Annotated in this window: 20 protein-coding genes, 1 tRNA gene and 1 other annotated feature; of the genes, 17 read left to right on the forward strand and 4 right to left on the reverse strand. The window is 46.1% G+C overall.

The features are described 5' to 3' along the window. Positions 1 to 268: 268 nt before the first annotated feature. The 4 genes from MHH63_RS03095 (at position 269) to MHH63_RS03110 (ending at position 3,278) form a co-directional block, all read left to right on the forward strand. Positions 269 to 793, forward strand: a complete 525-nt coding sequence (locus tag MHH63_RS03095; protein WP_256719490.1) for an NfeD family protein — start codon at positions 269 to 271, stop codon at positions 791 to 793. Continuing rightward, on the forward strand, positions 793 to 1,728 hold the full coding sequence (locus MHH63_RS03100) for an SPFH domain-containing protein (RefSeq protein WP_076129203.1): 936 nt from the start codon (positions 793 to 795) through the stop codon (positions 1,726 to 1,728). Before MHH63_RS03095 ends, MHH63_RS03100 begins: the two co-directional genes overlap by 1 nt. A 102-nt stretch (positions 1,729 to 1,830) precedes the next feature. Then, entirely contained in the window at positions 1,831 to 2,286 is a 456-nt protein-coding gene (locus MHH63_RS03105) for a cupin domain-containing protein (RefSeq protein WP_036686965.1), read from the forward strand. Between the two features lie 155 nt (positions 2,287 to 2,441). Then, positions 2,442 to 3,278 carry an aldo/keto reductase gene (locus MHH63_RS03110; RefSeq protein WP_036686969.1) on the forward strand — a complete coding sequence of 279 codons (837 nt, stop codon included), beginning with the start codon at positions 2,442 to 2,444 and terminating at the stop codon, positions 3,276 to 3,278. Positions 3,279 to 3,391: 113 nt separating this feature from the next. On the opposite strand, the gene asnB is transcribed toward MHH63_RS03110, so the two are convergent. Continuing rightward, positions 3,392 to 5,236, reverse strand: a complete 1,845-nt coding sequence (gene asnB / locus MHH63_RS03115) for an asparagine synthase (glutamine-hydrolyzing) (protein WP_076303290.1) — start codon at positions 5,234 to 5,236, stop codon at positions 3,392 to 3,394. 144 nt (positions 5,237 to 5,380) lie between these two features. Between asnB and MHH63_RS03120 the strand changes: the two genes are divergently transcribed. Further along, on the forward strand, positions 5,381 to 5,737 hold the full coding sequence (locus tag MHH63_RS03120; RefSeq protein WP_036686975.1) for a hypothetical protein: 357 nt from the start codon (positions 5,381 to 5,383) through the stop codon (positions 5,735 to 5,737). Positions 5,738 to 5,946: 209 nt separating this feature from the next. Next, positions 5,947 to 6,020 (forward strand) — tRNA-Arg (locus MHH63_RS03125). A 1,738-nt stretch (positions 6,021 to 7,758) separates the two neighbouring features. Here the strand turns inward: MHH63_RS03125 and MHH63_RS03130 are convergent. Continuing rightward, entirely contained in the window at positions 7,759 to 8,667 is a 909-nt protein-coding gene (locus MHH63_RS03130; protein ID WP_280753701.1) for a serine hydrolase domain-containing protein, read from the reverse strand. 444 nt (positions 8,668 to 9,111) lie between these two features. Here MHH63_RS03130 and MHH63_RS03135 point away from each other — a divergent pair, with 444 nt between their 5' ends. The 7 genes from MHH63_RS03135 to MHH63_RS03165 all read left to right on the forward strand — a co-directional run bounded on the left by MHH63_RS03135 (position 9,112) and on the right by MHH63_RS03165 (position 20,133). Further along, the gene (locus MHH63_RS03135) at positions 9,112 to 10,125 is read left to right on the forward strand and encodes a LacI family DNA-binding transcriptional regulator (protein WP_076142395.1); all 1,014 of its coding nucleotides are present in this window, start codon (positions 9,112 to 9,114) and stop codon (positions 10,123 to 10,125) included. A 24-nt stretch (positions 10,126 to 10,149) separates the two neighbouring features. After that, a complete protein-coding gene (locus MHH63_RS03140) occupies positions 10,150 to 10,899 on the forward strand; it encodes an alpha/beta hydrolase (protein WP_076195222.1) in 750 nt (249 codons plus the stop codon). Between the two features lie 62 nt (positions 10,900 to 10,961). Continuing rightward, positions 10,962 to 11,885: an ABC transporter permease gene (locus tag MHH63_RS03145; protein WP_036687012.1), complete on the forward strand. Its 924-nt coding sequence runs from the start codon at positions 10,962 to 10,964 to the stop codon at positions 11,883 to 11,885. A 17-nt stretch (positions 11,886 to 11,902) separates the two neighbouring features. Continuing rightward, entirely contained in the window at positions 11,903 to 12,802 is a 900-nt protein-coding gene (locus MHH63_RS03150; protein WP_036686985.1) for a carbohydrate ABC transporter permease, read from the forward strand. Positions 12,803 to 12,859: 57 nt separating this feature from the next. Further along, positions 12,860 to 14,464 carry an extracellular solute-binding protein gene (locus tag MHH63_RS03155; RefSeq protein WP_076129208.1) on the forward strand — a complete coding sequence of 535 codons (1,605 nt, stop codon included), beginning with the start codon at positions 12,860 to 12,862 and terminating at the stop codon, positions 14,462 to 14,464. A gap of 109 nt (positions 14,465 to 14,573) precedes the next feature. Next, positions 14,574 to 16,742: a beta-glucosidase BglX gene (gene bglX / locus MHH63_RS03160; protein WP_076281897.1), complete on the forward strand. Its 2,169-nt coding sequence runs from the start codon at positions 14,574 to 14,576 to the stop codon at positions 16,740 to 16,742. A gap of 46 nt (positions 16,743 to 16,788) precedes the next feature. Next, a complete protein-coding gene (locus MHH63_RS03165) occupies positions 16,789 to 20,133 on the forward strand; it encodes a GH36-type glycosyl hydrolase domain-containing protein (protein ID WP_340394546.1) in 3,345 nt (1,114 codons plus the stop codon). A gap of 61 nt (positions 20,134 to 20,194) precedes the next feature. Here the strand turns inward: MHH63_RS03165 and MHH63_RS03170 are convergent, their stop codons facing one another. After that, the gene (locus MHH63_RS03170) at positions 20,195 to 21,370 is read right to left on the reverse strand and encodes a DALR anticodon-binding domain-containing protein (protein ID WP_341171989.1); all 1,176 of its coding nucleotides are present in this window, start codon (positions 21,368 to 21,370) and stop codon (positions 20,195 to 20,197) included. On the opposite strand from MHH63_RS03170, the gene MHH63_RS03175 reads away from it, so the two are divergent. Together MHH63_RS03175 and MHH63_RS03180 are read left to right on the forward strand one after the other, a co-directional pair. Beyond that, complete coding sequence (locus tag MHH63_RS03175; RefSeq protein ID WP_036683594.1) at positions 21,359 to 21,676, forward strand: transposase; 318 nt, start codon at positions 21,359 to 21,361, stop codon at positions 21,674 to 21,676. The genes MHH63_RS03170 and MHH63_RS03175 overlap by 12 nt on opposite strands. Before the next feature lie 11 nt (positions 21,677 to 21,687). Further along, the gene (locus tag MHH63_RS03180) at positions 21,688 to 22,551 is read left to right on the forward strand and encodes an IS3 family transposase (protein ID WP_341171985.1); all 864 of its coding nucleotides are present in this window, start codon (positions 21,688 to 21,690) and stop codon (positions 22,549 to 22,551) included. On the opposite strand, the gene argS is transcribed toward MHH63_RS03180, so the two are convergent. Further along, positions 22,464 to 23,351, reverse strand: a complete 888-nt coding sequence (gene argS / locus MHH63_RS03185; RefSeq protein WP_341171199.1) for an arginine--tRNA ligase domain-containing protein — start codon at positions 23,349 to 23,351, stop codon at positions 22,464 to 22,466. The two genes, MHH63_RS03180 and argS, sit on opposite strands and share 88 nt — an antisense overlap. Positions 23,352 to 23,391: 40 nt before the next feature. Next, positions 23,392 to 23,610: a binding site (T-box leader), on the reverse strand. A 249-nt stretch (positions 23,611 to 23,859) separates the two neighbouring features. Here argS and MHH63_RS03190 point away from each other — a divergent pair. Together MHH63_RS03190 and MHH63_RS03195 are read left to right on the forward strand one after the other, a co-directional pair. Next, positions 23,860 to 24,219: a hypothetical protein gene (locus MHH63_RS03190; RefSeq protein ID WP_036687001.1), complete on the forward strand. Its 360-nt coding sequence runs from the start codon at positions 23,860 to 23,862 to the stop codon at positions 24,217 to 24,219. A gap of 45 nt (positions 24,220 to 24,264) precedes the next feature. Beyond that, entirely contained in the window at positions 24,265 to 26,922 is a 2,658-nt protein-coding gene (locus MHH63_RS03195; RefSeq protein WP_340394544.1) for a beta strand repeat-containing protein, read from the forward strand. Positions 26,923 to 26,963: the final 41 nt, after the last annotated feature.

Raw genomic sequence — 26,963 nt, forward strand, 5'->3', positions numbered from 1 at the left:
TGCTGTGTATGGTTTGAATGAATAGAGGAGGATGTTTGGAAGTTGGATAATTAGGATGAATTAGATATAAATGGGTGATGGTAACTCTTATTCTCAAGCATAGCTTGCAATTGCGCTAGGGATAAAATCAGGTGATATAGGGGGAGAATTTTCTAATTTATAGTGACTCTTCAAAAAGTGAACCCTTTTGGATTTGTATACTCGCCTTTTATCAAGAAACTCATGAAGAAACACATAACCACCGATGTAATGAATATAAATCATATACATGCCTGAAATATTTTTTTATGGAACTATGCAACGCATCGATGTTTCTTTTCGTTATAGTAGTATCATACGGAAGGTGGTGGGCTCACCGATGGTTGTGTGGGTGTTTTGGCTGATCGCAGCCGGTGTCCTGTTTGTTGTTGAGATGATGACGCTTACTTTTTATTTATTGTGGCTTAGTATTGGTGCTTTGGCCGCAGGTTTGGTGTCGCTGATTGTTCCCGAAGCCATTTTGTTTCAGGTGGTCCTTGGATCACTGGTCGCACTTGGTCTGACTATATTCTCGAAACCACTGGTTTCTAGATTTCGCCATTCACGTGGGTTCAAGGATACAGGTACAGAAATCATCGGTAGGCAAGGAGTAGTTGTTGAGCCGATAGAGCAGGGACGTTACGGGCAAGTGAAGGTAGGCGGAGATACGTGGAGCGCGAGCTCTGATCAGAATCTGGGCAAGGATGAGGTTGTAAGAGTAGTGAAAAGAGGCACGACGATTATCGAAGTAGAACGATGGGGGGAAATGAACTAATGCAATGGGCAATTATCGCAATTATTATTGTAGTGGTCGTAGTTTTTGTGGCATTAACAGTCAAAATCGTACCACAGCAACGGGTAGGCGTAGTGGAAAGGCTCGGTAAATTTAATCGTCTGCTGACACCGGGGTTGAACATTCTGATTCCTGTAATTGATCAGGTGCGCACGTACCATGATTTACGGATTCAACAAGCGAATGTACCTCCACAAACGGTAATTACAAAGGATAACGTGCAGGTGCAGATTGATACGATTATTTTCTACCAGGTGGTTGGACCAGAGGAAGCTACTTATGGTATTTCTGATTATGTGTATGGGGTAAGAAACATTTCGACGGCAACAATGCGGCAAATCATCGGTAAGCTGGAATTGGATGAGACCTTGTCTGGACGGGAAAAGATTTCGACGGATATTCGTCTTGCTCTCGATGAAGCTACTGAGAAGTGGGGCGTGCGGATCGAGCGTGTGGAAGTTATCGATATCAAACCGCCGTTGGATATTCAGGAAGCGATGGATAAGCAGATGAAAGCAGAGCGGAGCAAACGTGCCATTGTTTTGGAGGCGGAAGCTGCCAAGCAGGATATGATCCTACGCGCTGAAGGGGATAAACAAAGTAAGATTCTAAAAGCAGAAGGCGATAAAGAAGCGCGTATCCGTCAAGCAGAGGGTTCTCGCCAGGCGCAAGAGCTGGAAGCACACGGTGAGGCTAAAGCGATTCAAGCCGTGGCAGAAGCAGAAAAATCACGCATTGAGCTAATTCGTTCGGCAGGTCTGGATGAGCATGTTCTGGCTTATCGTTCCTTCGAGGCTCTGGCTGAGATTGCCAAAGGTCCTGCTAATAAAGTGTTCTTGCCAACAAGCGCTGTTGAAACGCTGGGAAGTCTTGGAGCGATTGCAGAAGTCTTCAAAGCGAGCAAGGACAGTAAATAGATTTTACAATTCGAGCTTATTCCGTTAAAGTAAAAAGCAAAAACAACCTTATGCATACGAAGCTATTGTTGTTCATGCTAACTTTGAAGGAGAGAAGCTACTGTGACGCAAAAAGAAATTTCACCGCTAGTTGAACTGCTTGGATTACAGCCTCACGTTGAGGGTGGTTGGTACAAAAGACTTTGGAATTCGGAATTTGAAATTTCGCAGGAAGTGTTAGGCGATAGCTATTCTGGATCACGTCATTCGGCATCTTCAATTTATTTTTTACTTCACGAAGGCGAACAATCTGATTGGCATACTGTATTGTCCGATGAAGTTTGGTTGTGGCATTCCGGTAGTCCAATCGTGCTAAGTCTCGGAGGTAATGGAGATAAGCCTGAGGATGTGCAGGAAGTTATTCTGGGTCTCGATATTGCTGCAGGCCAGCAGCCACAAGTGGTTGTTCCAGCGGGAGTATGGCAGGCCGCGCGCTCGTTAGGCAAAGAGCCAACGCTGGTATCCTGTATTGTTTCTCCTGAATTCCATTTTGATGATTTCAAACTAATTGAGAAATAAAGAAGAGCGGGGGCGCTTACGCCTCCGTTTTTTTATAAGGATTTGGGGAATGATGAAGCCAGCTGCTATACTTTTTATGGTAGCGTTTGCTTCTTAAGTGGATAAATAGGTTAAGTATGTTTAACGAAATAACAATAAGCTTGGAGGGTTAAGCGATGAGTGAATTGAATGCACCGTTCTCGGGTGGTCCTACTTTAAATGACGGGGTGACCATGCCGTGGCTGGGTCTTGGCGTGTATAAGACTAAAGATGGCGAAGAGGTTATTCATGCGGTCAAAACCGCAGTGGAATTAGGATATCGCAGTATTGATACGGCAGCCGGATACAATAACGAAGAAGGCGTAGGACAAGCTATTCGTGATTGTGGAGTGGCCCGGGATGAGTTGTTTATTACAACGAAAGTACGGAATCCTGATCAAGGTTATGAATCTACGCTAAAAGCGTTCGAGGATAGCCGGCGCAAGCTGGGTCTGGACTATCTAGATCTGTATCTCATACACTGGCCGGTGGCAGGAAAATATCGTGAGACATGGAAGGCCTTAATTCATCTGCAAAAAGAGGGCCTCATCAAATCTATCGGCGTGAGTAATTTTCAGGTTCATCATCTGAAAGATATCATCGAGGATACCGGAGTGGTGCCTGTGGTGAATCAGGTGGAATTCCATCCGCTGTTGACTCAGCGCGAGCTGCTGAAATATGCCAATGAACAGGGTATTCAGCTTGAAGCATGGAGTCCATTAATGCAGGGGAATCTTGATCTACCGCTCTTAAAAGAGTTGGCTGAGAAGTATGGCAAGACCCCTGCTCAAATTGTACTTCGCTGGGATTTGCAGCAAGGTGTCATTACGATTCCTAAATCCGTACATGCGGATCGAATCAAGGAGAATGCCGGATTCTTTGACTTTACGCTTAGTGACGAGGATGTCAAAGCTATCGAGGGCTTGAACAAAGACCATCGATTTGGCCCGGACCCGGACAACTTTAACTTTTAAAGATCGTTCAGATAAGATCGTAGAGTAATCATTGCAAATACAAGCCAAACAGCAAGCCACCGGATACGGGGACTTGCTGTTTGGCTTGTCGATTACCTCAGTTCTCTACGCGCTTATTGGATGGAGACGTTATATTTACGCAGCCAGTGATCCACTTGGGCGAGGTAAGCAAACAGCTGAGGACCGGACATGAGCTGGCCGAACCAAGGCAGATTGGTTGAGGATTCTGGGGAAGCGGCGATCTCACGGATTTTGGCAGCATCAATTAGCGGAAGTAGGGGTGAAGTGGAGTCATCCAGAATGTTTAATACCTGAGTTCGTACCGCATTTAAATAGGCAGGATTATGAGTTTTGGGGTAAGGGCTTTTTTTGCGGTAGAGCACATCGTCTGGAAGAATGCCTTCAAGAGATTTACGTAAAATCCCTTTTTCACGGCCCCCCAGATTCTTGATTTCCCACGGAATATTAAATACATATTGAACGAGTCGGTGATCACAATAAGGAACACGTACCTCTAGCCCTGCGCCCATGCTCATTCGGTCTTTACGGTCTAGCAGAGTAGGCATGAAGCGGGTGATATTCAGATAGGACATTACGCGCATTTGTGCTTGTTTTCCTGTTTCTCCATCCAACTTCGGAATTTCAGCCACCGCATCACTATATCTGTCACCCAAATATTCCAGTGGACGGATCCACTCGTTAATTTCTGGGGAAAGTAGACTTGCACGCATTTTCGGAGCAACTGACCAAGGAAAAGTGCCTGAGGAGAGCATTTCCTCACGGTGGAACCAAGGGTATCCGCCAAAAATCTCATCCGCCGCTTCACCGGAAATAGCTACTGTCGCGTTCTTTTTAATCTCCCGGCAAAATAAGTACAAAGAAGAGTCCACATCGGTCATCCCTGGTAAATCCCTAGTGTACAATGCATTATCCAGCGCTTCTACAAGCTCCGGGGTATCGAACGAGATGTAGTGGTGGTTTGTATTCAATTCATCGACCATTCGTTTAATCCACGGCCCATCTGCTCCCGGCTGGAAAGTATGACTTTTGAAATGTTTGTCGTTATCTACATAGTCTACGGAATAAGTATCCACTTGTCCCTGACCATTCCGGTTGTAGTAATCCACTGCAAGTGCCGTCAGCGCACTGGAATCCAGCCCTCCCGACAAAAGAGAGCAAACAGGGACGTCTGAGACCAGTTGGCGTTCGAGTGTATCTTGGAGCAGTTCACGCACCTTAGCGGCTGTCTCTGCTTCATTGTCAGTATGCTTTGCGCTCTCCAGCTTCCAATAGGCATAACTGCGCAGACCTTCACGGCTATAGATCATAGCATGACCTGGACGAAGCTCTTGCATATCCTTATAAACACCATGACCCGGTGTACGCGCTGGACCGATGATGAAGATTTCTGCGAGACCTTCAGGACCGACGATTGGTTGTACCTTGGGATGCTGTAGTAACGCTTTAGGCTCTGAGCCAAAAACCAGGACATCATCAACCTTGCTGTAGAACAGGGGTTTCACACCTAAACGGTCACGTGCAAAAAAGACTTGGTCCCGAAGACCGTCCCATACTGCAAAAGCAAAGATTCCATTGAGCTTCTCTGCGCAATCCGGCCCCCATTCGATATAGGAATGCAGAAGCACTTCTGTATCGCACTGGGTGCGGAATTGATGCCCTCGCTGCTTAAGTTCCTGTTTGAGTTCGAGGGCGTTATATAATTCGCCGTTGTAAACAATCGCGTATACCTGTTCCTCATGGCGGGTGATCATGGGCTGGGCACCGTTCTCCGGATCGATAACGCTAAGTCTGCGGTGACCGAAAGCACAGGGGCCTGAGATCCAGGTTCCGGCTGCATCGGGGCCGCGGTTTGCTAAAGTTTCAGTCATTTTGACCAGCAGCTGCGAGTGCTGAGTGAGATCTCCGCGCCACTGGATAAATCCGGTTATTCCGCACATGATGGTTCATCCTCTCTTTTGTGCGATTGTTGTCCTTACTTTTTTGCCAAGTAATACAGATATATGCCGAAGGAAGGCATAAAATGTATGTCCTTATCCGAACACTAGGGGAGAGGGGAATTTGCCAGGAGGGAAGGATGACAGGTGTATTATATTAAAGACGCCAAAATTCGCAGAATGATGGAGTACGATGGTGCGCCTTGTGCAGAAGTGGGTGTTTTGCCGGGTGCTGTTAGTGATCCTGCGCTTTTGGTGTATATCGTTGAGGATCGGCGTGAAGAAGGATATGAGATTGTCCGTATTCTGACTAATGATGCTGATACCTCTACCGATTGGTTTGATAACAATATGCATGACGCTTTTCAAGATGTGACCTCGAGTGCATTTACAGGCAGTAACTTCATGTCGCCAGAAGATGAGCATTCCAAATTTCAACGAGAATTACTCACTTTTGGGGATTTAAAAAAGCAGCTGGAGAAGCGTTTTCGAAAGCTGGAGTAAATATCGAAGGTTTGTAAAACGCACACTGGAATGGCTGAAAAGGACGGCAGAAATGCCGTTTTTTTCATTTCCTGTGGTTACGCTGATGTGTGAAAAAGCTGCACCGGAAACATTTTTATTATTTTTCTAAGTTGTTTTGACTTGAAAAATCCGCTGAATAAGGTATAATAAATATCGTTGCGTCAATACATAGTATTTATTTCTTATATGTCCCGGTAGCTCAGCTGGATAGAGCATGCGCCTTCTAAGCGCACGGTCAGGGGTTCGAATCCCTTCCGGGACGTCAATTAACAGCCTTCCTTCGGGAAGGCTGTTTTTGCGTGCGCGAGTTTTAGTTCGAGGTCACACACGGGGTGCTTTGTCTTCCTTCTTGATCTAAACGTCGAAATTCGATTCACCGTTGAACATTAAACTTCGAACGACTAGATCACATTTGCACATACGCAGCAGCTATCGGACCCAGAGGATCTTAAATGCTGAGAAATGCGGAATTTGCGATGTTATCGGACTCCATCGTCACTATTGATGCCAAACGTGCCCCAAAAGAGCTACTTTCTCAGCAATAGCTGCACTGGAGTCCGAAACGTTGCTCAAAAGGCGATAAAAGAGTAAATAACGTCATCTGAGTCCGCGAGCCTCCTCGGTCTGAGTAATGCTGGTTACTTGGTATTGTGCATCTATTGGTGTTGACTGCATGGCATGTTTGGCGTTGGAGAATTACGGTTTGAGCATTTATTGGTGTGAACGCTTGGGCGTGCTTAGCTACTAATCATCGTTGAGATCAAGCTTCCAGCATCTAGCCCACATTTGCACATACGCAGCAGCTATCGGACCCAGAGGACCTTAAATGCTGAAAAGTGCGGGATTTGCGATGTTATCGGACTCCATCGTCACTAGTGATGCCAAACGTGCCCCAAAAGAGCTACTTTCTCAGCAATAGCTGCACTGGAGTCCGAAACGTTGCTCAAAAGGCGATAAAAGAGTAAATAACGTCATCTGAGTCCGCGAGCCTCCTCGGTCTGAGTAATGCTGGTTACTTGGTGTGTTGAGCTGCTAACCATCATTGAACATCAAACTTCGAGCGACTAGATCACATTTGCACATATGCAGCAGCTATCGGACCCAGAGGACCTTAAATGCTGAAAAGTGCCACATTTGCGATGTCATCGGACTCCATCGTCGCTATTGATGCCAAACGTGCCCCAAATGAGCTACTTTCTCAGGAATAGCTGCACTGGAGTCCGAAACGTTGCTCAAAAGGCGATAAAAGAGTAAATAACGTTATCTGAGTCCGCGTGCCTCCTCAGCCTCAGAAAGTAATGGTTACTTGGTGTGATGAGTTACTTATTTTGTACATACGCAGCAGCTATCGGACCCAGATGACCTTAAATGCTGAAAAGCGCCACATTTGCGATGTCATCGGACTCCATCGTCGCTATTGATGCCAAACGTGCCCCAAAAGAGCTACTTTCTCAGGAATAGCTGCACTGGAGTCCGAAACGTTGCTCGTAAGGCGATAAAAGAGTAAATAACGTCATCTGAGTCCGCAAGCCTCCTCAGTCTAAGTAATGCTGGTTACTTGGTGTTGTGCATCTATTGGTGTTGACTGCATGGCGTGTTTGGCGTTGGGGACATACGGTTTGAGCATTTATTGGTGTGAACGCTTGGGCGTGTTTAGTTACTTATCATCTGTTGAGTTACTTATATTGTACATACGCAGCAGCTATCGGACACAGAGGACCTTAAATGCTGAAAAGTGCGGGATTTGCGATGTCATCGGACTCCATCGTCGCTATAGATGCAAATGTGCCCCAAAAGAGCTACTTTCTCAGCAATAGCTGCAGTGGAGTCCGAAACGTTGCTCAAAAGGCGATAAAAGAGTAAATAACGTCATCTGAGTCCGCAAGCCTCCTCAGCCTCAAACAGCGCTGGTTACTTGGCGGTGTTAAGTACTAATCGCGGAAGAATGTAAATTACCCATTATGCGCACGCTAACCTCAAGCCATAAAAAAAGACCGCTCCTAAAGAAGCGGCCAGATTTCCTCCCAGACGGTATCCAGGATTCCCTGCATGTTATCTTCCATGCTGTTAATTGCAATGACTGCTTGAGCGTCCGGCACCACAAGACAGAATTGTCCATGAGCGCCATCGGCACGGTAAGCGTCGTGGGAGCAGAGCCAGAATTGGCAGCCGTATCCTTCTCCCCAGTCGCCATTTCCATCATTGTCGATCTGTTTTTGTGTAACAAAATTGATCCATGCTGCGGGAATTAGTTGCTGGCCCTGCCACTTTCCTTGCTGTAAAAGCAGCTGTCCAAACCGGCTTAACTCTTCCGTGCTAATCTGAAGTCCGGCACAGCCAAGGGTTACCCCTTGAGGTGTTGTTTCCCAATCGACATTGTTTATGCCCAGAGGTGCAAACAAACGAGGTAACAGATAATCCTTTACGGTTTGCCCGACGCGGGCTTGCACCATTGCAGAGATCATAATGGTATCTCCACTGCTGTATGTAAATTTCTCGCCGGGAGCTCTGTCTAAAGTCAGAGACAAATAATGCTGCACCCAATTTTTATCCTTCAAGGCTACTCTCTCTTCAGCCCAAAATGGAGGGGAGTCGTGCCCTGTACTCATTCGCAGCAAATCGAACAAAGTTATATCTCCGGGCTGCATGGAAGGAGGTGTTTGTTTAAGAGGAGAGGCATACTCCGGAAAAACATCTCTAAGCGTTGTTTCCAGTGTCAGCTTCCCTTCATCAATGGCAAAACCTACTGCCATACAAGTAAAAGACTTGCTGACGGAATGCTGCAAGCGCCGAATATCCTCCGTGAGATCCAGTTTTCCCACAAGGTTTCCGTTTTGAAGCACACGAACATTGAAGATATTCAGGTTTCGTTCACGAGCCTTAGCTGCGAATGGAGCCATGTTCAACATAAAAAGAGTCCTTCTTTCTCTTGATATTCCTAGCTAGGATAGCGAAGCGACAAAAAGAAAAACTAGAAAAATAAGTGGAAACGTTTTCTGTTATTGCGATGAAAATCACTAAATTGATGGTATTCCATTCTTATTTTAAAGTCAATAAAGCAAGTGGAACTATTATTTGATATATAAATTACAATTATTTCTAATTCATTGACTTAGTAACTATAGACTTATTGTAATTTTAACCAAATAAAAAGTGATGAATCACAATTTTTTTTGTGTTTTTAGTTGACTTATAAAAATTACCTGTTCATAATGGACGAAGTAAGCGGAAAAAACGCGCTAAGGACTCAAAATGATGTCGTGGGAAACGTTTCCCATCATTTCATGCGTTTCCACAACCTGATTTTCATCGGGTGAAGGGGGGACTCATCATAGGAGTGGAGCAAGGTAAATATGAATATCAAAGATATTGCAAGGCTATCAGGCGTGGGTATCGCCACAGTCTCCAGAGTAATCAATAATAGCGGTGTTGTAAGCGATACAACTAGAGCTAAAGTGATGGCGGTTGTTAGAGAACATAACTATATTCCAAACGGTAATGCGAGCAACTTGAAAAAAACGCGATCTAATACCATAGCGCTAATGGTAAAAGGGATCTCAAACCCGTTTTTTGCCGACATGATCAAAGAAGTTGAACGCCAGGTGAACCTGCGGGGATGTCCGCTAATGATCCAGCATGTAGAAGATGGAGTAGACGAGATCGATATCGCTCTACAGCTTGTAAAAGAAAAAAATCTATATGGCGTAATTTTTATGGGCGGAACGTATGATCATTCCGAAGATAAATTCAAACAATTAAAAATTCCATTTGTTCTGACTACCATCACGACTACAAAAGAAGTCGATCCTGCTGTTTTTTCAAGCGTGATCATTGATGATCTTCAGGAATCTTATAAGGCTGTCAGCTATTTAATCTCATTAGGACATCGCAATATCTGTTTTTTGGCCAGATTTCCTCTGGTGCAAAATACAACAGGTAACCGGCGGCTTATGGGTTATATCAAGGCGCTTGAGGAGCATGGAATTGAGTACGACCCTTCAATGGTAGAGGACTGTGAATATAGTCCAAGCTCAGGCTTTACAGCTACCAAACGTCTGCTCAATAAGAAAAAAGATATCACTGCTGTTTTTGCTGCATCAGATACGATTGCCATTGGGGCGGCTAAGGCGTTATTGTCCTTGGGCTTATCAATTCCAAATGATGTTTCGATCATCGGATTCGACGGGATTGAAATGGCAGAATATTATCATCCATCTCTGGATACGATCAGCCAACCCGGAGTGGATATGGCGAAGGCCAGTGTTGAAATTTTGTTTGACCTGATCACAGGTGATTCGCAAAACAAACATATGGTATTCGAATCCGTACTGGTTAAGCGGGGATCTTGCAAGAAAATAAACAAATGAATAAGAACGAAAAGGAGATAACTCATGGCATTATTAACAGTTGAGACAGGCTCTCCTACCTTGAGAATGACAACGACCATCAGTATTATCTCCCCCGTCGATTCAGGCAACATGTCTGGAGGAACGCTCTACCTGCTGCATGGTGCTGGTGATAACGCCAGTACTTGGCACAGGATGACTACTATTGAGCAGTATGCAAGTCAATATGGTTGTACAGTCATAATGCCCCAAGTAAACAGGAGCTACTATACAGACATGGAGTACGGACTGGATTACTTCCACTATGTGACCCATGAGCTTCCCGAGCTTTGTGGCCGAATGATGAGGTTGGATGATAATCCGCAGAAGACGTATATCGCTGGTTTATCGATGGGCGGGTATGGCGCTCTGAAATGTGGACTTACCTATCCCGAGCGTTACAGCAAAGTGGTTTCGTTATCAGGAGTTACCGATCTCCAGAAACGATTAAACGATCCGCAAATGTCCAAGGACATGGCGAGGGAGATGGCGGGTACTTTTGGAAAACGCTTACAAATTAAGCCGGATCAGGATCTGTACGCTTTAGCCGCTAAATTGGTCGACGATAAACGTAACCTGCCTTCGATTCTGACTTGCTGTGGTTCGGAAGATCCGTTTGTGGAGATGAATCGGGAATTCGCAGCTTACCTAGAGACGACCCCTTATGAATTTCAGTATGTTGAGACCCCTGGAACTCATGAATGGCGATTCTGGGAGGAGCATCTGAAGACAACCTTTGATTTCTTGTACAACTAAAAGACATAAGCAGAGTGAGGAGATGCAAATTGAAATCCGAAGTTGCAATACCGGCTAAAAAAATGAACGACAGCAGATTCCAACTGTTCCTAAGAGAAGTCTGGAAGAACAGAATGGTCTATACTCTGGTGCTTCCTGGACTAGTGTGGCTTTTCCTATTCGCTTATCTGCCGATGGGTGGTCTATCTCTGGCTTTTAAAGATTTTAAAGCGAACTTAGGAATTTGGGGCAGCCCATGGAGCGGATTCGAGAATTTCACCTATGTGTTCCGTGACCCAGCTTTTATTGACGCCGTATGGAGAACGTTAACCATTAACATCGGTAAGCTGATTATTCAGTTCCCTTTTCCAATCATATTGGCATTGCTGCTGAATGAACTGCGCATGAATCGTTACAAAAAAGCTTTACAGACGGTGTTTACATTTCCGAACTTCCTGTCATGGATCGTAGTATCCGGGGTTGTTATCAATGTACTTTCCTATGATGGTCTGGTTAACAGCCTCATTCAAATGTTTGGCGGGACAGGCATTAACTTCCTAGGTTCTGAAAAAATGTTCGTTCCGATGTTGTATCTTACGGATATCTGGAAATCAGCAGGTTGGGGAGCCATTATCTTTATGGCCGCTATCTCTGGTATTGATACAGACCAATATGAATCCGCACAGATTGATGGTGCTACACGCTTGCAGCAAATGTTCCGCATTACTCTGCCTAACATTCTTCCGACGATTACGATTATGTTTATCCTTTCTGTCGGTGGCCTGATGTCATCTGGATTTGACCAAATCTTTAACTTGAGCAACGCTGCAACGAAAAACGTCTCGGAAGTACTAGATGTGTATATCTACCGAATCACGTTCCAGTCTTCAACAGACTTTTCATTCTCCACTGCAGTCAGTTTGTTCCGTTCACTTGTTAATATGATTCTGCTGATTCTGGCAGACAGAGCTGCCAAACTTATGGGCGGAGACGGTTTATTCCGGTAAGAAAGGAGTGCAAATGTATGAGTAAAAAGAAGCTGACAATTATGCAAGACCATAAAAAAATGACCGCTATGGATTATGTGATTTTCGTAATTCTGAGTGTAGGCGCTTTGGCCATTCTTATTCCATTCTGGAATGTCATTATGATTTCTTTTTCTACGCAAAAAGAATACGCTGATAACCCTATGATGTTATTTCCGAAGAACCCAACACTGGAATCCTATCGGGCACTCTTTGCTGATGGGCGGATCGGGACAGGGTATTGGAATACCTTTAAGATCTTAATCTTAGGACTCCCGCTTAGCTTGTTCTTGACGACAAGTATGGCTTACGGCCTTAGCCGCAATAAATTCCCGGGTAAAAAGCTGATTTTTATGCTTGTCCTGTTCACAATGATTTTTAATGGCGGGATTGTACCTTTGTACCTGGTGATGAAGGATCTGCATCTGACAGGCAACCTTTGGTCAGTTATTCTGGCTGGAAGCTTCAGTGCGTTTAACCTGATTCTGATGTCGAACTATTTTAGCAGTCTGCCTGAGTCCCTGATGGAATCTGCGCGACTTGATGGTGCTGGGGAATGGAGAATCCTATTCTCTGTAGTCCTGCCATTATCTGCTCCAATCGTAGCTACCATCACACTGTTCTACGGAGTAGCCTTCTGGAATGGATGGTATGACGCCATGATCTTCCTGCGGAAAGCGGATCAGATGCCACTGCAGAACGTGTTGCGATCTATCATTATGGAAGCCCAAGTGAATGCATCGAATGCCACAAGTGTTGACGCAGTGGGTAAACAATCATTCTCCATGGGTATGAAAATGGCGGCAGTATTCGTTACCATGGTTCCTATTATGTGTTTCTTCCCAATGCTCCAAAAGCACTTTGCCAAAGGGGTACTTACAGGGGCTATCAAGACCTAGTGGTTTATGATTTATCCATATAAAAGAGGGTCAGTCACACAATTTAAGGAGGACAAAATGAATATTTTAAAAAGAAAATCTGTAAAGTCAATCCTTGCCGGTGTTTTATGTCTTACTCCAATCATGTTGGCAGCATGCTCAAGCTCAGACAACAATGCTAATAGCGGAAATTCAGGCAATCCAACAGATGGATATAAAGATGAGTTGAAGATTTCGTTAGCCAGTACCATTAAGACAACAGAATCTGATTTTGATAACGTGTATCATAAATATTTTACGGATAAGTTCAATATTAAATGGGATTACAACTATATTGAATGGGATTCATGGGCTGAGAAGCTTCGCCTATGGATTAACTCTGGTGATCTTCCTGACGTAGCAAGCTGGAACTATGTTCACGGTGATGCGCTTAATTACATTGATCAAGGGCTGCTGTACAAGCTGCCAGATGACTGGAAAGAACGCTGGCCGAATGTGGCAGCCGCTTATAAGCTGACAGGACTTGGCGATGAATTGGAGAAAGCGGTAGGTGGCACTTATGTTCTGCCAAGACCGGTATACTTTGAGAACAAGCCGGCAGATCCGCTCATTAACCAAATCGGAGTAATTGCTCTGCGTTCTGACTGGGCTAAAGCCGTTGGTTTTGAATTGAAGGATGCCTACACTACTACAGAACTGATGGAATTTGCTAGATTGCTTAAAGAGAAAGACCCTGGCAAGGTAGGAGATAAACTCATTCCTATTTCTTATGACATCAACGATGCTTTGACTAATATTGTAATGGCTAATAGCGTGCATTCCAGAGTAGAGTCAGCATTCTATAAAGATGCAGATGGCAAATACCAATGGGGTCCAGCCAACGATGAAACGTTAGCGGCACTGAAAGAACTTCAAACTACTTATAAAGAAGGATTACTGCACCCTGAGTTTTATACTTGGAAAAATGGTGAATCTGGCCAAAAGTTCACAGTTAACGGTGTTTCCGGTATTACGAGTCTAGGTGGTTTGGCTTCTTACAGAAAAGACATGGACGTTAAAATGAAAGATAACCTAGGTGTAAATAGTGATGACCTAGTACACACAGCTATTGTACTTGGCGATGACGGTAAATATCGTAACCTCGATCAAGTTAACTTCTGGTCTGCTGTAATCTTCTCGCCAGATATTAGCAAAGAGAAATTTGAACGGATTATGGACTTCATGGAATATACAACAAGTAAAGAAGGTCAATTGACCGTTAACTTGGGCTTTGAAGGAACAGACTGGAAAAAAGGCGAAAATGGCGAATTAATCAGCCTACTCCCTGAAGGAACAACATTGGATAAGAAATATCCGAACCGTTTTGAAGGACTGTATGTCTTGGCGGATGACTTTAGTGTCGTGAACCCTGCGATCAAAAAAGAATATCGCGATCGTTCTGTAGAACTGTTCAAGGAAAAAGCTGAGCTTGCGTTAAAAGACAAAGCAACGGCTGAATATGACTGGGACTACCAGTTGTATGATTCCAAGGCTAAAAATCAGGCTTCCTTTGACTATGCTACAGAATACACTAACCTGATTTTGAAACCAGGCGATCTAGAGGCGAACTGGAAAGAATGGGTTAAGAGCAAACAATCCCTCGTTCAGCCGGTTCTAGATGAACTAAACAATCTAAAAAAATAGCTTTCGCCCTATGCATGTAGGAATGAACCTACAGGACCCGCGTGCAATTCTTGCACACGGGTTTTTCCATTCATAGGCATCGGCAGAATTGAACAATGGAGGATTTGAAATGAATGAGCAGCAACTGACTACCTTGTTGAACCAGATGACGCTTGAAGAAAAGATTGCACAATTGCAGCAGCTAGCCGCTAATTTCTATGAAGGGGCAGAGGATGGAGGACAAATCACTGGCCCTATGGCATCCATGGGAATTACGGACCACATGATCGAGAGCAGCGGCTCTGTACTTGGTCTATCAGGTGCAGCGCAAGTCATTGCGGTTCAGGAAGCCCATTTACGCAAAAATAGATTGGGCATTCCCTTGCTGATGATGGCGGATATTGTGCATGGCTTCAAGACGATTTTTCCGGTCCCGCTGGCAATTGGCTGCTCTTGGGATATGGATCGCGCAGAGCTGAGCGCCGAGATTGCGGCTAAAGAAGCGGCAGTCTCCGGTGTGCACGTTACTTATGCGCCAATGGCGGATCTTGTACGGGACCCACGTTGGGGAAGAGTAATGGAATCTACAGGAGAAGATCCATATTTGAATGGTAGGTTTGCCCGTGCGTTTGTGCGCGGATTTCAAGGAAGCGACTTGACTGGTGATGTAGATCGTCTGGCGGCTTGTATTAAGCACTTTGCTGCCTATGGTCTATCCGAAGGCGGTCGTGATTATAATACGGTGGATTTATCGGAACGGCAGCTGCGTGAATATTATCTGCCGGCCTATCGTGCAGCACTGGATGAAGGTGCAGAAATGGTCATGACTTCATTTAATACGATTGATGGGATTCCGATAAGCGGCAACGTCAAGCTGCTTCGCCAGCTGCTTCGTGAGGAATGGGGATTTGATGGCGTATTGATTTCGGATTGGGGTGCAGTGAAGGAACTGATCCCACATGGTGTCGCCGAGGATGAGGCTGAGGCAGCACTTAAAGCCATCAAAGCTGGTGTAGACATCGAGATGATGACGGCTTGTTACGTTCATCAGCTTCCGGCGCTTGTTGCAGATGGACAAGTAGATGAAAAGATTATTGATGAAGCTGTGCTTCGTATTTTGAAATTGAAGCAAAGATTGGGCTTGTTCGAGCATCCGTTCCGCGGAGCTGACGTCGAGAAAGAGCGTGAGGTAATCTTCTGTGAAGATCATCGAAATGCGGCGCGTGAGTTGGCGGCTAAATCCTGCGTACTGCTCAAGAATGATCAGGTTCTGCCGCTTGCTGCAGAGCAACGGATTGCGCTAATTGGACCGTTTGCTACTAGCGGTGATATTCTTGGACCGTGGTCGTGGTTGGGTTCAACGGAAGAGGCAAGCCGTCTTGCACCAGCACTTCAAGCTCGCGCAGGTGCGGGTAAGATTACTGTTGCAGAAGGTTCTGGAGTCGATAGCTTTACAGAGGAACAGTGGCTGGAGGCGGAAGCGGCTGCTAAGCAAGCTGATGTGATTGTACTGGCGCTTGGTGAACATTCAGAGATGAGTGGAGAAGCGGGCAGCCGTTCAGATATCCGTTTGCCGGAAGCGCAGCTTGAGCTTTTACAACGTCTGAAACAGCTGAATAAGCCTATCGTGGTGGTGTTGTTTAATGGACGTCCACTAGACTTGGCCGGTGTGTACGAGCATGCAGATGCTATTCTGGAAGCTTGGTTCCCGGGCAGTGAAGGCGGAGCGGCAATTGCCAGTCTACTTTATGGAGATGAGAATCCTTCAGGAAGATTAACGATGTCTTTCCCGGTATCCGTTGGGCAGATTCCAGTCTATTACAATCATTTCAACACTGGACGCCCACTTCATGCTCCGGGTGCCGACAAACGTTATGTCTCGCAATATCTGGACATTCCTAATGAACCGCTTTTGCCATTTGGTTTTGGACTGAGCTATACGACATTTAGCTATAGTGAACCAATTCTGTCCGGTGATATCATGACTGAAAATCAGCCTATTGAAATAAAAGTTACGGTGACCAATACTGGAGAAGTGGATGGGGAAGAGGTAGTGCAGCTGTATATCCGAGACATTTCCGGAGAGGTCGTCAGACCAATGAAGGAACTGAAGGATTTTGCCAAAATCAACCTCTCACCAGGGGAAAGTCGTGAAGTGACCTTTACACTTACCGAACAGCAGCTTCGTTACTATCATAGCGATCTAAGCTTTAGCAGCGATCCGGGACGATTTAAATTATTCGTCGGTTCGAACAGCAATGAGGTTAAAGAACGGGATTTTTGCTTAACATTAGCATAAGTAGAATATATACGGCAGTAACGCCGTAATGGAGGAAGTGTATAATATGACTACTAATTTGAATACTAACATCCGTTTAAACGCCGGGGATCTATCCTTCACTTTTACAAACAGCGGGGACTTGTTCCAAGTCCTCTACGAACGGACAATGATCAATCAATTGCTGCCAAGCATTGTGGATGGTTCATTATCCAATCTATATTTGCGAGTGCACAATGATGGAAACATTCAAGCCATTCCTTTGCTGGGCATTCATTCTTCAAGCACTGTACGTAAGGCTGGAAACCGTTTGGTTTGGGAAGGTACTGCGGAAAATATTGAATATCAAGTTATTTTCACCCCTACTGCAGGAGGAGCTTGGTTCTGGGATGTGAAGCTTACTGGACAAAATGCAGAGGTAGATCTTGTGTACGGACAGGATGTAGGGATTGCTGATATCGCCGCTGTCCGCAGTAATGAAGCTTACCTGTCACAGTATATCGATCATGCGGTATTTGAGGATCAATCCAACGGGTACGTTGTTTGCTCTAGACAGAATCAGCCGCAGGGCGGGAAATTCCCATATCTGCAACAGGGTTCACTTACCAAGGCAACAAGCTTCTCAACAGACGGTTTTCAATTCTTTGGACTGTCCTATAAAGAAACCAACCAACCAGAGAGCTTGGGTCGTGAGCAATTAAGTAATGAGATCTATCAATATGAATTTGCATATACTGCGCTGCAATCGGAACGGGTGAAGCTGAGCGGGGAAACACGGTTTGTGTTCTACGGATTGTTTAAGCAAGATCATCCAGAAGCGATCACTGCGCTAGAATTTGCTAATGATATTGCTGCGGCTTGGGATGCTGTTAAAGATTTACCTTTAGAAGCTGAAGCAGCACTTGAACGTTCTTTCTTCTCGAAGGAGCTGGGAGCACCGCTGGCTGCAGATTCGCTGACAGAGAAAGAGATCGGGGTCTTGTTTCCGGTTCGTTATCAGGAGGAGAGAGAAGGAGACACACTACTTTCCTTTTTCACGGAGAATTATGAGCACGTAGTATTAAAAGAGAAAGAAATGCGCGTAGAACGGCCACACGGCCATATCCTGATGAGTGGGGATAACGCTCGACTTAATGATAAGGTCATCACAACAACTTCTTATATGTACGGGATCTTTAACTCCCAAGTGGTAATTGGAAATACCAATTTCAACAAGCTAATGTCCAATCCAAGAAATGCGCTTAACATTCCAAAAGCTTCAGGACAACGCATTTATGTAGAGTGGAACGGTGAATATCGTTTGCTGACCATGCCTTCTCTATTTGAGGTTGGTTTCAACTATGCTCGTTGGTATTACAGAACAGATGGTGAATGCTTCATTATTACGAACTACACCACCGAAGATTCGCCGGAGATATTCCTGAATGTGCGTTCGGAAAGCGGACGAGCTTATCGTTATTTAGTCACTAATCAAATCACCATGAACGTTAATGAATACGAGCTTCCATATCAATCTAAGCAAGAAGGTGGAGCAGTAATCTTCTCGGCTGACAGAAGCGCACTAAGTGCTGGTGAATATCCCGACTTACAGTATAAATTACAGGTACAGGGTGCGGTGTTAACTCTGCAGGATGAAGGTAGACTTGTCTCTCCTGTTCAACCAACTGAAGCACCGTTAGCAGTACTGGAGCTGTCTGCCAGCAGTGAATGGACCTTGAATATTCAAGGCCTTCTGGATGGTAAGTCACTTGCTCCAAGAAATCGTTCAGCTGAGGAAGAGATTTCTGCTTATCGCGCGTTTTATGCTGGTGTGATGAATGGCTTCCGCCTGACGCTTGGGGACGGAACAGAAGGTGAACTGTTTAAGGTTAACGCTCTGACTTGGTGGTACACACATAACATGCTGGTTCACTATTCGGTTCCACATGGTTTAGAGCAATATGGTGGCGCTGCTTGGGGAACCCGGGATGTATGTCAGGGACCTGTGGAATATTTCATGGCTACGCAAAAATACGAACAGGTTCGTGAAATTTTGCTGACGCTGTATAGTCATCAATATGAAGATGATGGCAACTGGCCACAGTGGTTCATGTTTGATAAATACACGAAGATACAACAAGAAGAAAGTCATGGAGATATTATTGTATGGCCGCTTAAGGTGCTTGGAGACTACTTGGCAGTAACTCAGGATTACAGCATCTTGGGAGCAACAGTACCGTATACCCGTAAGCACAGCTTTGACTTTACAGAAGAAAAAGCGACGTTGCTGGATCACGCACGGAAGGAAATTGCTTATATTAAGGATCATTTCCTGCATGACACACATCTGTCTTCTTACGGTGATGGAGACTGGGATGATACGCTCCAGCCTGCAAATCCACAGCTGAAGCAGTATATGGTTAGCAGCTGGACAGTGGCGCTTACCTATCAGACACTTAATCAGTTCTCAGAGGTACTTCGTTCAGTTGATCAAGCTGAGGCAGAGGAACTGAAGGCGATGGTGGAAGGAATCCGTAAGGATTTCCATACTCATATGCTTCAATCCGAAGTGATTCCTGGCTTCCTGTATATGGAGGACCCTGAGCAAATTAAACTTATGGTGCACCCAAGTGACACAGAAACAGGTATTCAGTACCGTCTGCTGCCTATGACGCGCAGTATGATCAGTGAGCTGCTTACTCCGGAACAGGCCGAAGCACACTATGATGTCATTCAGGATAAACTATTCTGCCCTGACGGTGTGCGTCTGATGAATCGTCCAGCTCAATATGTTGGCGGGGTCAGCACTCATTTCAAACGTGCGGAGCAAGCGGCTAACTTTGGCCGGGAAATTGGACTTCAGTATGTGCATGCACATATCCGTTATGTAGAGGCTATGGCCAAGCTCGGTAAAACCGATCAGGTCTGGAAGGGTCTGGCAGCGATTAATCCGATCGGAATCCGCGATGTGGTGCCAAACGCTGAACTACGTCAAGCTAACTCCTATTTCAGTAGCTCGGATGGTAAATTTAACACCCGTTATGAGGCACAGGAGAATTTCGATAAACTGCGCAATGGTGACGTAGCTGTTAAAGGTGGCTGGAGAATCTATTCCAGCGGTCCTGGGATCTATATGAACCAGTTAATCTCGAATGCACTGGGGATCCGTACGGAAGGTGGAGACTTAATTGTTGACCCTATTCTGCCGGAATCGCTGGATGGAATGCACTTTAGCTTTGAATATGCAGGCACTAAGGTAGACTTTATCTATCACCTTACAGGTCGTGAGATTAGTCAAATTACTATCAACGGTACGGAAGTGCAAACAGAAGGTACACCTAACCGCTATCGTAGTGGTGGTGTTCGCATCAAACGTGCGGACTTTGATCGTCTCAGCACGGAAGCTGGAAATGTGATAGAGATTTATAAGTAACATTATATATAGAAGGGCAATCTCCGCGTTAAGCGCGGAAATTGCCCTTTTTTTGTGTTTTTTACATTCGGCTCGGTGTCGGTAACCCAAGCACTTCGAGCACATCTCCCAAGATGTCCTTGAATCTTGAAGTGAGCCAGAGGCGGAATTCGATCGTAGCTGGATCTCCTTTTAGAATCGGACATCCAGAATAGAAGTTGTTGAACAGTGTAGCTAAGGTATGTGCGTAAGTGCAGAGCGTATTTGGCGTTAACTCTATACTTGCTGAATGTAATATCTCCGGCCAGAGGCTTAGCTGTCTTAGCAGGGCAAGCTCTGCTTTTTCCAATTCGGAAGGGAACTGAAGCTGTGCGGCAGCTGTAAGGATTGGGATCGTAGCTTTACTCAAAACGCTTGTCGCACGCGCAAAAGTATACATCAGATAAACTCCGGTATTGCCGGATATTTCGGTAGCCTGTTTGAAATCAAACACGATTTCCGTTCCTAAATTAAACCGTAGCAGATAGTAGCGAATCGCAGCAGTGGCAATCAATCGGCTGGAGAGGCCGTCTTTATCGGAACGTGAGTGCTCAATGTTCTGTTCCATAAGCTCCACCAGATCGCTTACCTTAATCCCGATTCCCTGACGTCCGGACATAGCATAAGAAGATTTGCCTTCTGAAATATCTATACCCAGCTCGGCCGCCGAAGCGGGACTAAGAGATACAACACCATAGCTCACATGATGGAGTTTGTCTGCTTGCTCGTTATAACCTAGTGCCCCTAAGGCTTGCTTAACCATCTGTTGTGGATATTCCTGTCTGTAATCGATCACATTGATGACTCTGTCCGCCTGCCCATAAGATTCTTGGGTTCCAGTTAATCCAGTTGTCCATAAACCGGACGAGAATTCGCTAAAGGAGAAATCTTTGGTCAAAAGACCAAATTTCCAGAGATGATAGGCAATATCTTTGGCTGTATACGTTAAAATCCCATTCGAACGCACCAGCACCTTATCGAGCTGATGCTCCTCTGAATCCGCTCCAATGTTAGCCTCTGTTCCTTGCTTCAGCACCCAGCAGCCTGCGAGTTTACCTTCAGTCTCTTGTACAAAAACGGCTGTCTGCTTCAGTAGCTCAGCTGCGGCTGCCCAAAATCCCTCTTTTAAAATACTGCTTGAAGCTAGAATAAAAAGTGGACAGTAGTTAACAGACTGGCGATAATGAGTCCACGGAGGTGTGTTCACATGGGAGAACATCGACAACGGTATAACGAAGAATTTAAAAAACAGACAGTGCAGTTCATTCAAGAGCAAACAAAGACAGTGGGCGACTTGGCGGAAGAGCTCAACATCCCAAAAAGTACCCTGCATCAATGGATGAGCCAGTATCGAGAATTAAAGAATGAACCGGCAGCTAGCGTGGATCGAGTACGAGAACTCGAGGCACAGTTGAAAGAAATGAGCCGTCAACTTCAAGAAAAAGATAACAAGATTGCCGATGTGGAAGAGGAATTAGCGATCGTAAAAAAAGCAGTGCACATCTTCAGCAAACCAAGGAACTGAGATTCCAGTTTATTGAAAAACATCGCTCCGAGTTTCTCTTGGAGAAGATGTGCATGACCCTACATGTGTCACGGAGCGGGTACTACAAGTGGCGGACAGAAAAAAACAGTACGCATATGCTTCGTAAGGCTGCGATAATGAAGCGAATTCAGTATCATTTTACAGACCATCAAAAGCGGTATGGGAGTCCGAAGATCACCCGCCTGTTACATCAAGAAGGTTATACCGTTACCGAACGCACGGTGAGTGTGTACATGCGACATATGAAGCTTCGCTCCATTGTCTCCAAAACGTATCGGGTACAGACCACTGACTCCAATCATGACCATCCGATTGCCCCGAATACGCTGAACCAGCAATTTAAAATACTCAAACCCAATTCAGTATGGGTTACCGACATTACGTACATTCCTTGCCGGGGAGGGCGCTTGTACCTGGCTAGTGTGATGGACCTTTGCACGCGCGAAATCGTGGGGTGGCGTTTGGAGAACCATATGGAAACTAGCTTGATTTCGGGCGCTTTACAAGATGCCTACGAAGCTAAACAACCGGAAAAGGGTCTATTACATCACTCCGATAGAGGTTCTCAATATACTTCTCATGAATACACGAAGCAGTTGAAAGCGTATGGCATGGAGTCCAGCATGAGCCGCAGAGGTAACTGTTATGATAACGCCTGTATCGAGTCGTGGCACAGCATTTTGAAAAAGGAGCTCATTTATTGTAATCCACGATTCAAAACTAAGGAGCAAGCCTACCAGACACTTTTTCAATATATTGAGTTTTACTATAACCGCAAGCGAATGCATGGCGCGCTGGGGTATCTTTCTCCAGTTCGTTTTGCTGAGCAATTGACTAGAATGTCTGTTGCGTGACTGTCCACTTTCTTGACAGAGGTCCAGCTCTCCCATACCAGCAAATCATAATAAATTCCAAAATGTTTCATTTCCTCTACATGCTCTCTAACGATGCGTTCAGCTACAAGGTTGCCCAGCCAGGCTTCGTTACCGCCCCCTTGTTCAAGGGAGTGCAGTATATCTGTGCGCTTATGTGTCATCTCAGGGTTCAGCGCATATTCTTTGTTCACTTTGGCATAAAGATCCCAGCAAAAATCACCGAAACGTTGGTGTTCCCCTTCTAAAGATATATTTAATAATCCAACAACTGTATCCGCCAGCTGATTGCCGAGATCATCAATGTAGTTATGGACCTCTACGTTATACCCAGTTCTTTTCATAATTCTGACTAGAGTATCGCCGATACAGGCGTTTCTTAGATGACCTACGTGAGCGGCTTTGTTGGGGTTGATAGAAGTGTGCTCGATGATGACTTTTTCCCCAGTGCTGGCAGGCAGTTCAAAGGAATGTTCAGCCCAGCTTTGCCAATTCATATACAAATTGATAAATCCGGGAGCAGCGACTTCAACTTTTTGTAAAAGACCGGCGAGGCGCCCTTGGAATTGAAGTTCTGCTTTCACTAATTCTGCTATGACCATTGGGGATTTTCGTAAAGTTTTGGCTAGCTGCATAGCGATATTGCATGAATAATCACCATGTTCTAGATTTGCTGGCTGTTCGATCAGAATGGCAATGTCCTCTGGATAGTCAGCTCCTAAGGTATTGAATACACGTTGTACACTGTGCTCGATTCCGTCTTTGATGATTTGATTTAACATGGTATACCCTCCTTTGAAAATACAAAAAAGCCCTCGTCTCAAAAGAGACGAGGGCTTTAGCGCTCGCGGTACCACTCTCGTTGCTGAACAAGTTGTTCAGCCACCTTACGGGATAACGGCCTTCAGCCGGGACTTCCTACTAAGGTTCAGAAGTCCATCTCACGGGTGCGCTTCATTAAAGGGATCTGTACCGGCTTACACTCTCCCGGCTCGCTGAGGACTAGATCTCGTTAATTACTCTCCCGCTCATCGATGCTTAATTAATTTTTACCAGTATACCTAATATTTCATAAAAAGCAATAGTGGTTAGCTTCTTAACAATCTTGGTTGCTCTTTGTTGTTAGATTATCAGTTTAGTAGATTATAAATTTGGAAAAAGAAGGATGTCTTGTTATAGGACTAGCTGTTCCTTTGCACAACAGTCCACACGCTAACTCAAGCCAAGGAATATTACTATATGGAGCCACTAATCTTTCAATTTGTAGTGGAAGGGAGGAGTGAATAAAACATGGCTATTTTTTCTACTGGACCTATAGATAACAGCCCGATCCTAGGGGTCAGACCGTCGCAACTGGTAACCGTAAAAGTAGTTAATCGGGATTCTCTTAATCCTTATAATCTAGTTATTCAAGGTTTCCTTCTTAACGGATCAAGAACGATGTATGTGAATGAAACAGTAAATCTAGCACCTAATCAAGTTTTAACTAAGAACTATTTTGCCGACTTGGACGCATTTGAATTTGTGTTTACAACAGTAGAAGCAGTTGAAGCAGAGGTTGGGATTTCAGTCTGGGGAAAACAGAACTCGGGGGCATTGGTAGATCCTCATCGCATAGTTGCGTGGGAGAAGCAGGCAGTATTAATTTAATAATTATTTTTGTGACACAGTTAACGTTAAAGGAGTGATGAGAAATTGAGTTATTTATCTACCGGACCGATAGACAATAGTATGGTAGGGGGTGTAAGACCTACTCAGCATGTTACTGTCAAAATTGATAACCGAAGTGACATTGATTCATCAATGGCTCTTGTTCAAGGATACTATATGGATGGGACAAGAACTTTATATGTAAGCGAGCTGATAAATGTAGCACCTAATGAAGTTATAACACGTGATTATTATGGCGATTTTGATGCGTTCGAATTTATTTTTACAACTACAAGTCTGGTAGATGATCCGATTCAAATCTCAGTATGGGGAAAAAATAGCGTTGGCCAGATTGTGACTGCCCATCGACTTGTACATGCAGAATTGCTTGGTGTAACGCAAGGAATAACTGGCGCGACCGGCGCGACCGGGGCGACTGGTGCAACGGGAGCGGATGGAGCAACAGGAGCAACGGGAGCGACCGGCGCAGGAGAGACTGGAGCTACTGGTGCAGATGGAGTGACTGGGGCGACTGGTGCAACGGGAGCGGATGGAGCAACTGGAGCGACTGGAGCGACTGGAGCAGGAGAGACTGGGGCAACAGGTGCCGATGGAGCTACAGGTGCAACTGGTGCAACCGGAGCGGATGGAGTAACTGGAGCGACCGGAGCAGGAGAGACTGGAGCTACAGGAGCAGACGGAGTAACTGGGGCGACTGGTGCAACGGGAGCAGACGGAGCAACTGGAGCGACCGGAGCAGGAGAGACAGGTGCAACAGGTGCAGATGGAGTGACTGGTGCAACGGGAGCGGATGGAGCAACGGGTGCAACGGGAGCAGACGGAGCAACCGGGGCGACCGGAGCAGGAGAGACTGGAGCTACAGGAGCAAACGGAGTAACTGGGGCGACTGGTGCAACGGGAGCAGACGGAGCAACTGGAGCGACCGGAGCAGGAGAGACAGGGGCAACAGGTGCAACAGGTGCAGATGGAGTGACTGGTGCAACCGGAGCGGATGGAGCAACGGGTGCAACGGGAGCAGACGGAGCAACGGGGGCGACCGGAGCAGGAGAGACTGGGGCAACAGGAGCAGATGGAGCTACAGGTGCAACAGGAGCAACGGGAGCAGACGGAGCAACGGGAGCGACTGGAGCAGGAGAGACTGGGGCGACTGGAGTCGATGGAGCAACTGGGGCGACTGGTGCAACGGGAGCTGACGGAGCAACGGGAGCGACCGGAGCAGGAGAGACTGGAGCTACAGGAGCAAACGGAGTAACTGGTGCAACGGGGGCGACTGGTGCAACCGGAGCGGATGGAGCAACGGGTGCAACGGGAGCAGACGGAGCAACCGGGGCGACCGGAGCAGGAGAGACTGGGGCAACAGGAGCAGATGGAGCTACAGGTGCAACAGGAGCAACGGGAGCAGACGGAGCAACGGGAGCGACAGGAGCAACGGGTGCTACCGGAGCGACCGGAGCAGGAGAAACTGGGGCGACTGGAGTCGATGGAGCAACTGGGGCGACTGGTGCAACGGGAGCTGACGGAGCAACGGGAGCGACCGGAGCAGGAGAGACTGGAGCTACAGGAGCAAACGGAGTAACTGGTGCAACGGGGGCGACTGGTGCAACCGGAGCGGATGGAGCAACAGGAGCAACGGGAGCGACCGGAGCAACGGGAGTAGCTGGGGCAACCGGAGCAACGGGTGAAGCTGGAGCGACTGGAGCAACGGGAGTAGCTGGGGCAACCGGAGCAACAGGAGTAGCTGGTGTAACCGGAGCAACGGGTGAAACAGGAGTAACCGGAGCGACTGGAGTAGCAGGAGCAACTGGAGCAACAGGAGTAGCTGGTGTAACCGGAGCAACGGGAGTAGCTGGTGTAACCGGAGCAACGGGTGAAACAGGAGTGACCGGAGCGACTGGAGTAGCAGGAGCAACGGGAGCAACAGGAGTAGCTGGTGTAACCGGAGCAACGGGTGAAGCTGGAGTGACCGGAGCGACTGGAGTAGCAGGAGCAACGGGGGCAACAGGAGTAGCTGGAGTAACGGGAACAACGGGAGTAACAGGAGCGACTGGAATAGCTGGTGTAACCGGAGCAACAGGAGTAGCTGGTGTAACTGGAGCAACAGGAGTTGGAGTGGCCGGAGCTACCGGAGCTACCGGAGCAACTGGGCTCACTGGTGCAACAGGTGCAACCGGAGTAACTGGAGCTACAGGTCCGAACATTCAACAAGAAGGGTTTTCTGCTTTCAAGCCCTCATTGGCAATTTCCACATCTACACAATTAACTGGCTGGACTGTGACAACACCTTTTTATGATAGCCCGTCTTTCGACGAAGTTGGCGGAAATTATACCATTCCGACAACTGGTAGATATTCGATTGAAGCGACTATCAATTATTCTACAACTGCCTCACTTTCTATCAGTCTTGGTGCTGGAGTTAATCCGGCTTTCGTAGTTCAGAGAACTTCTCCTACTGCAACAAATCTGGTAAGTGGGTTGTTCCCAGTACTTGATGTGAATGTTGCACTTATATTAGATTTGAGAGCAATTTTGGGAAGTGGTACTGTGACGCTGGCTGGAGAATTTGCATTAACCGCAGGTGATGTGATTGGCTTGTTCTATGTGGCAAATGGTTTGACGGTTCCTTTGAATTTGGGTGGAGCGAACTCAGCAGGTATCGTCTGGTCTGTTCATGAATTAACTTAAGCTTATTTATCTTCAAGTTCAGTGTTTATAACAGGGGTAAT

It is taken from the genome of Paenibacillus sp. FSL H3-0310 (assembly GCF_038002785.1).
Lineage (GTDB): Bacteria > Bacillota > Bacilli > Paenibacillales > Paenibacillaceae > Paenibacillus_AQ > Paenibacillus_AQ odorifer.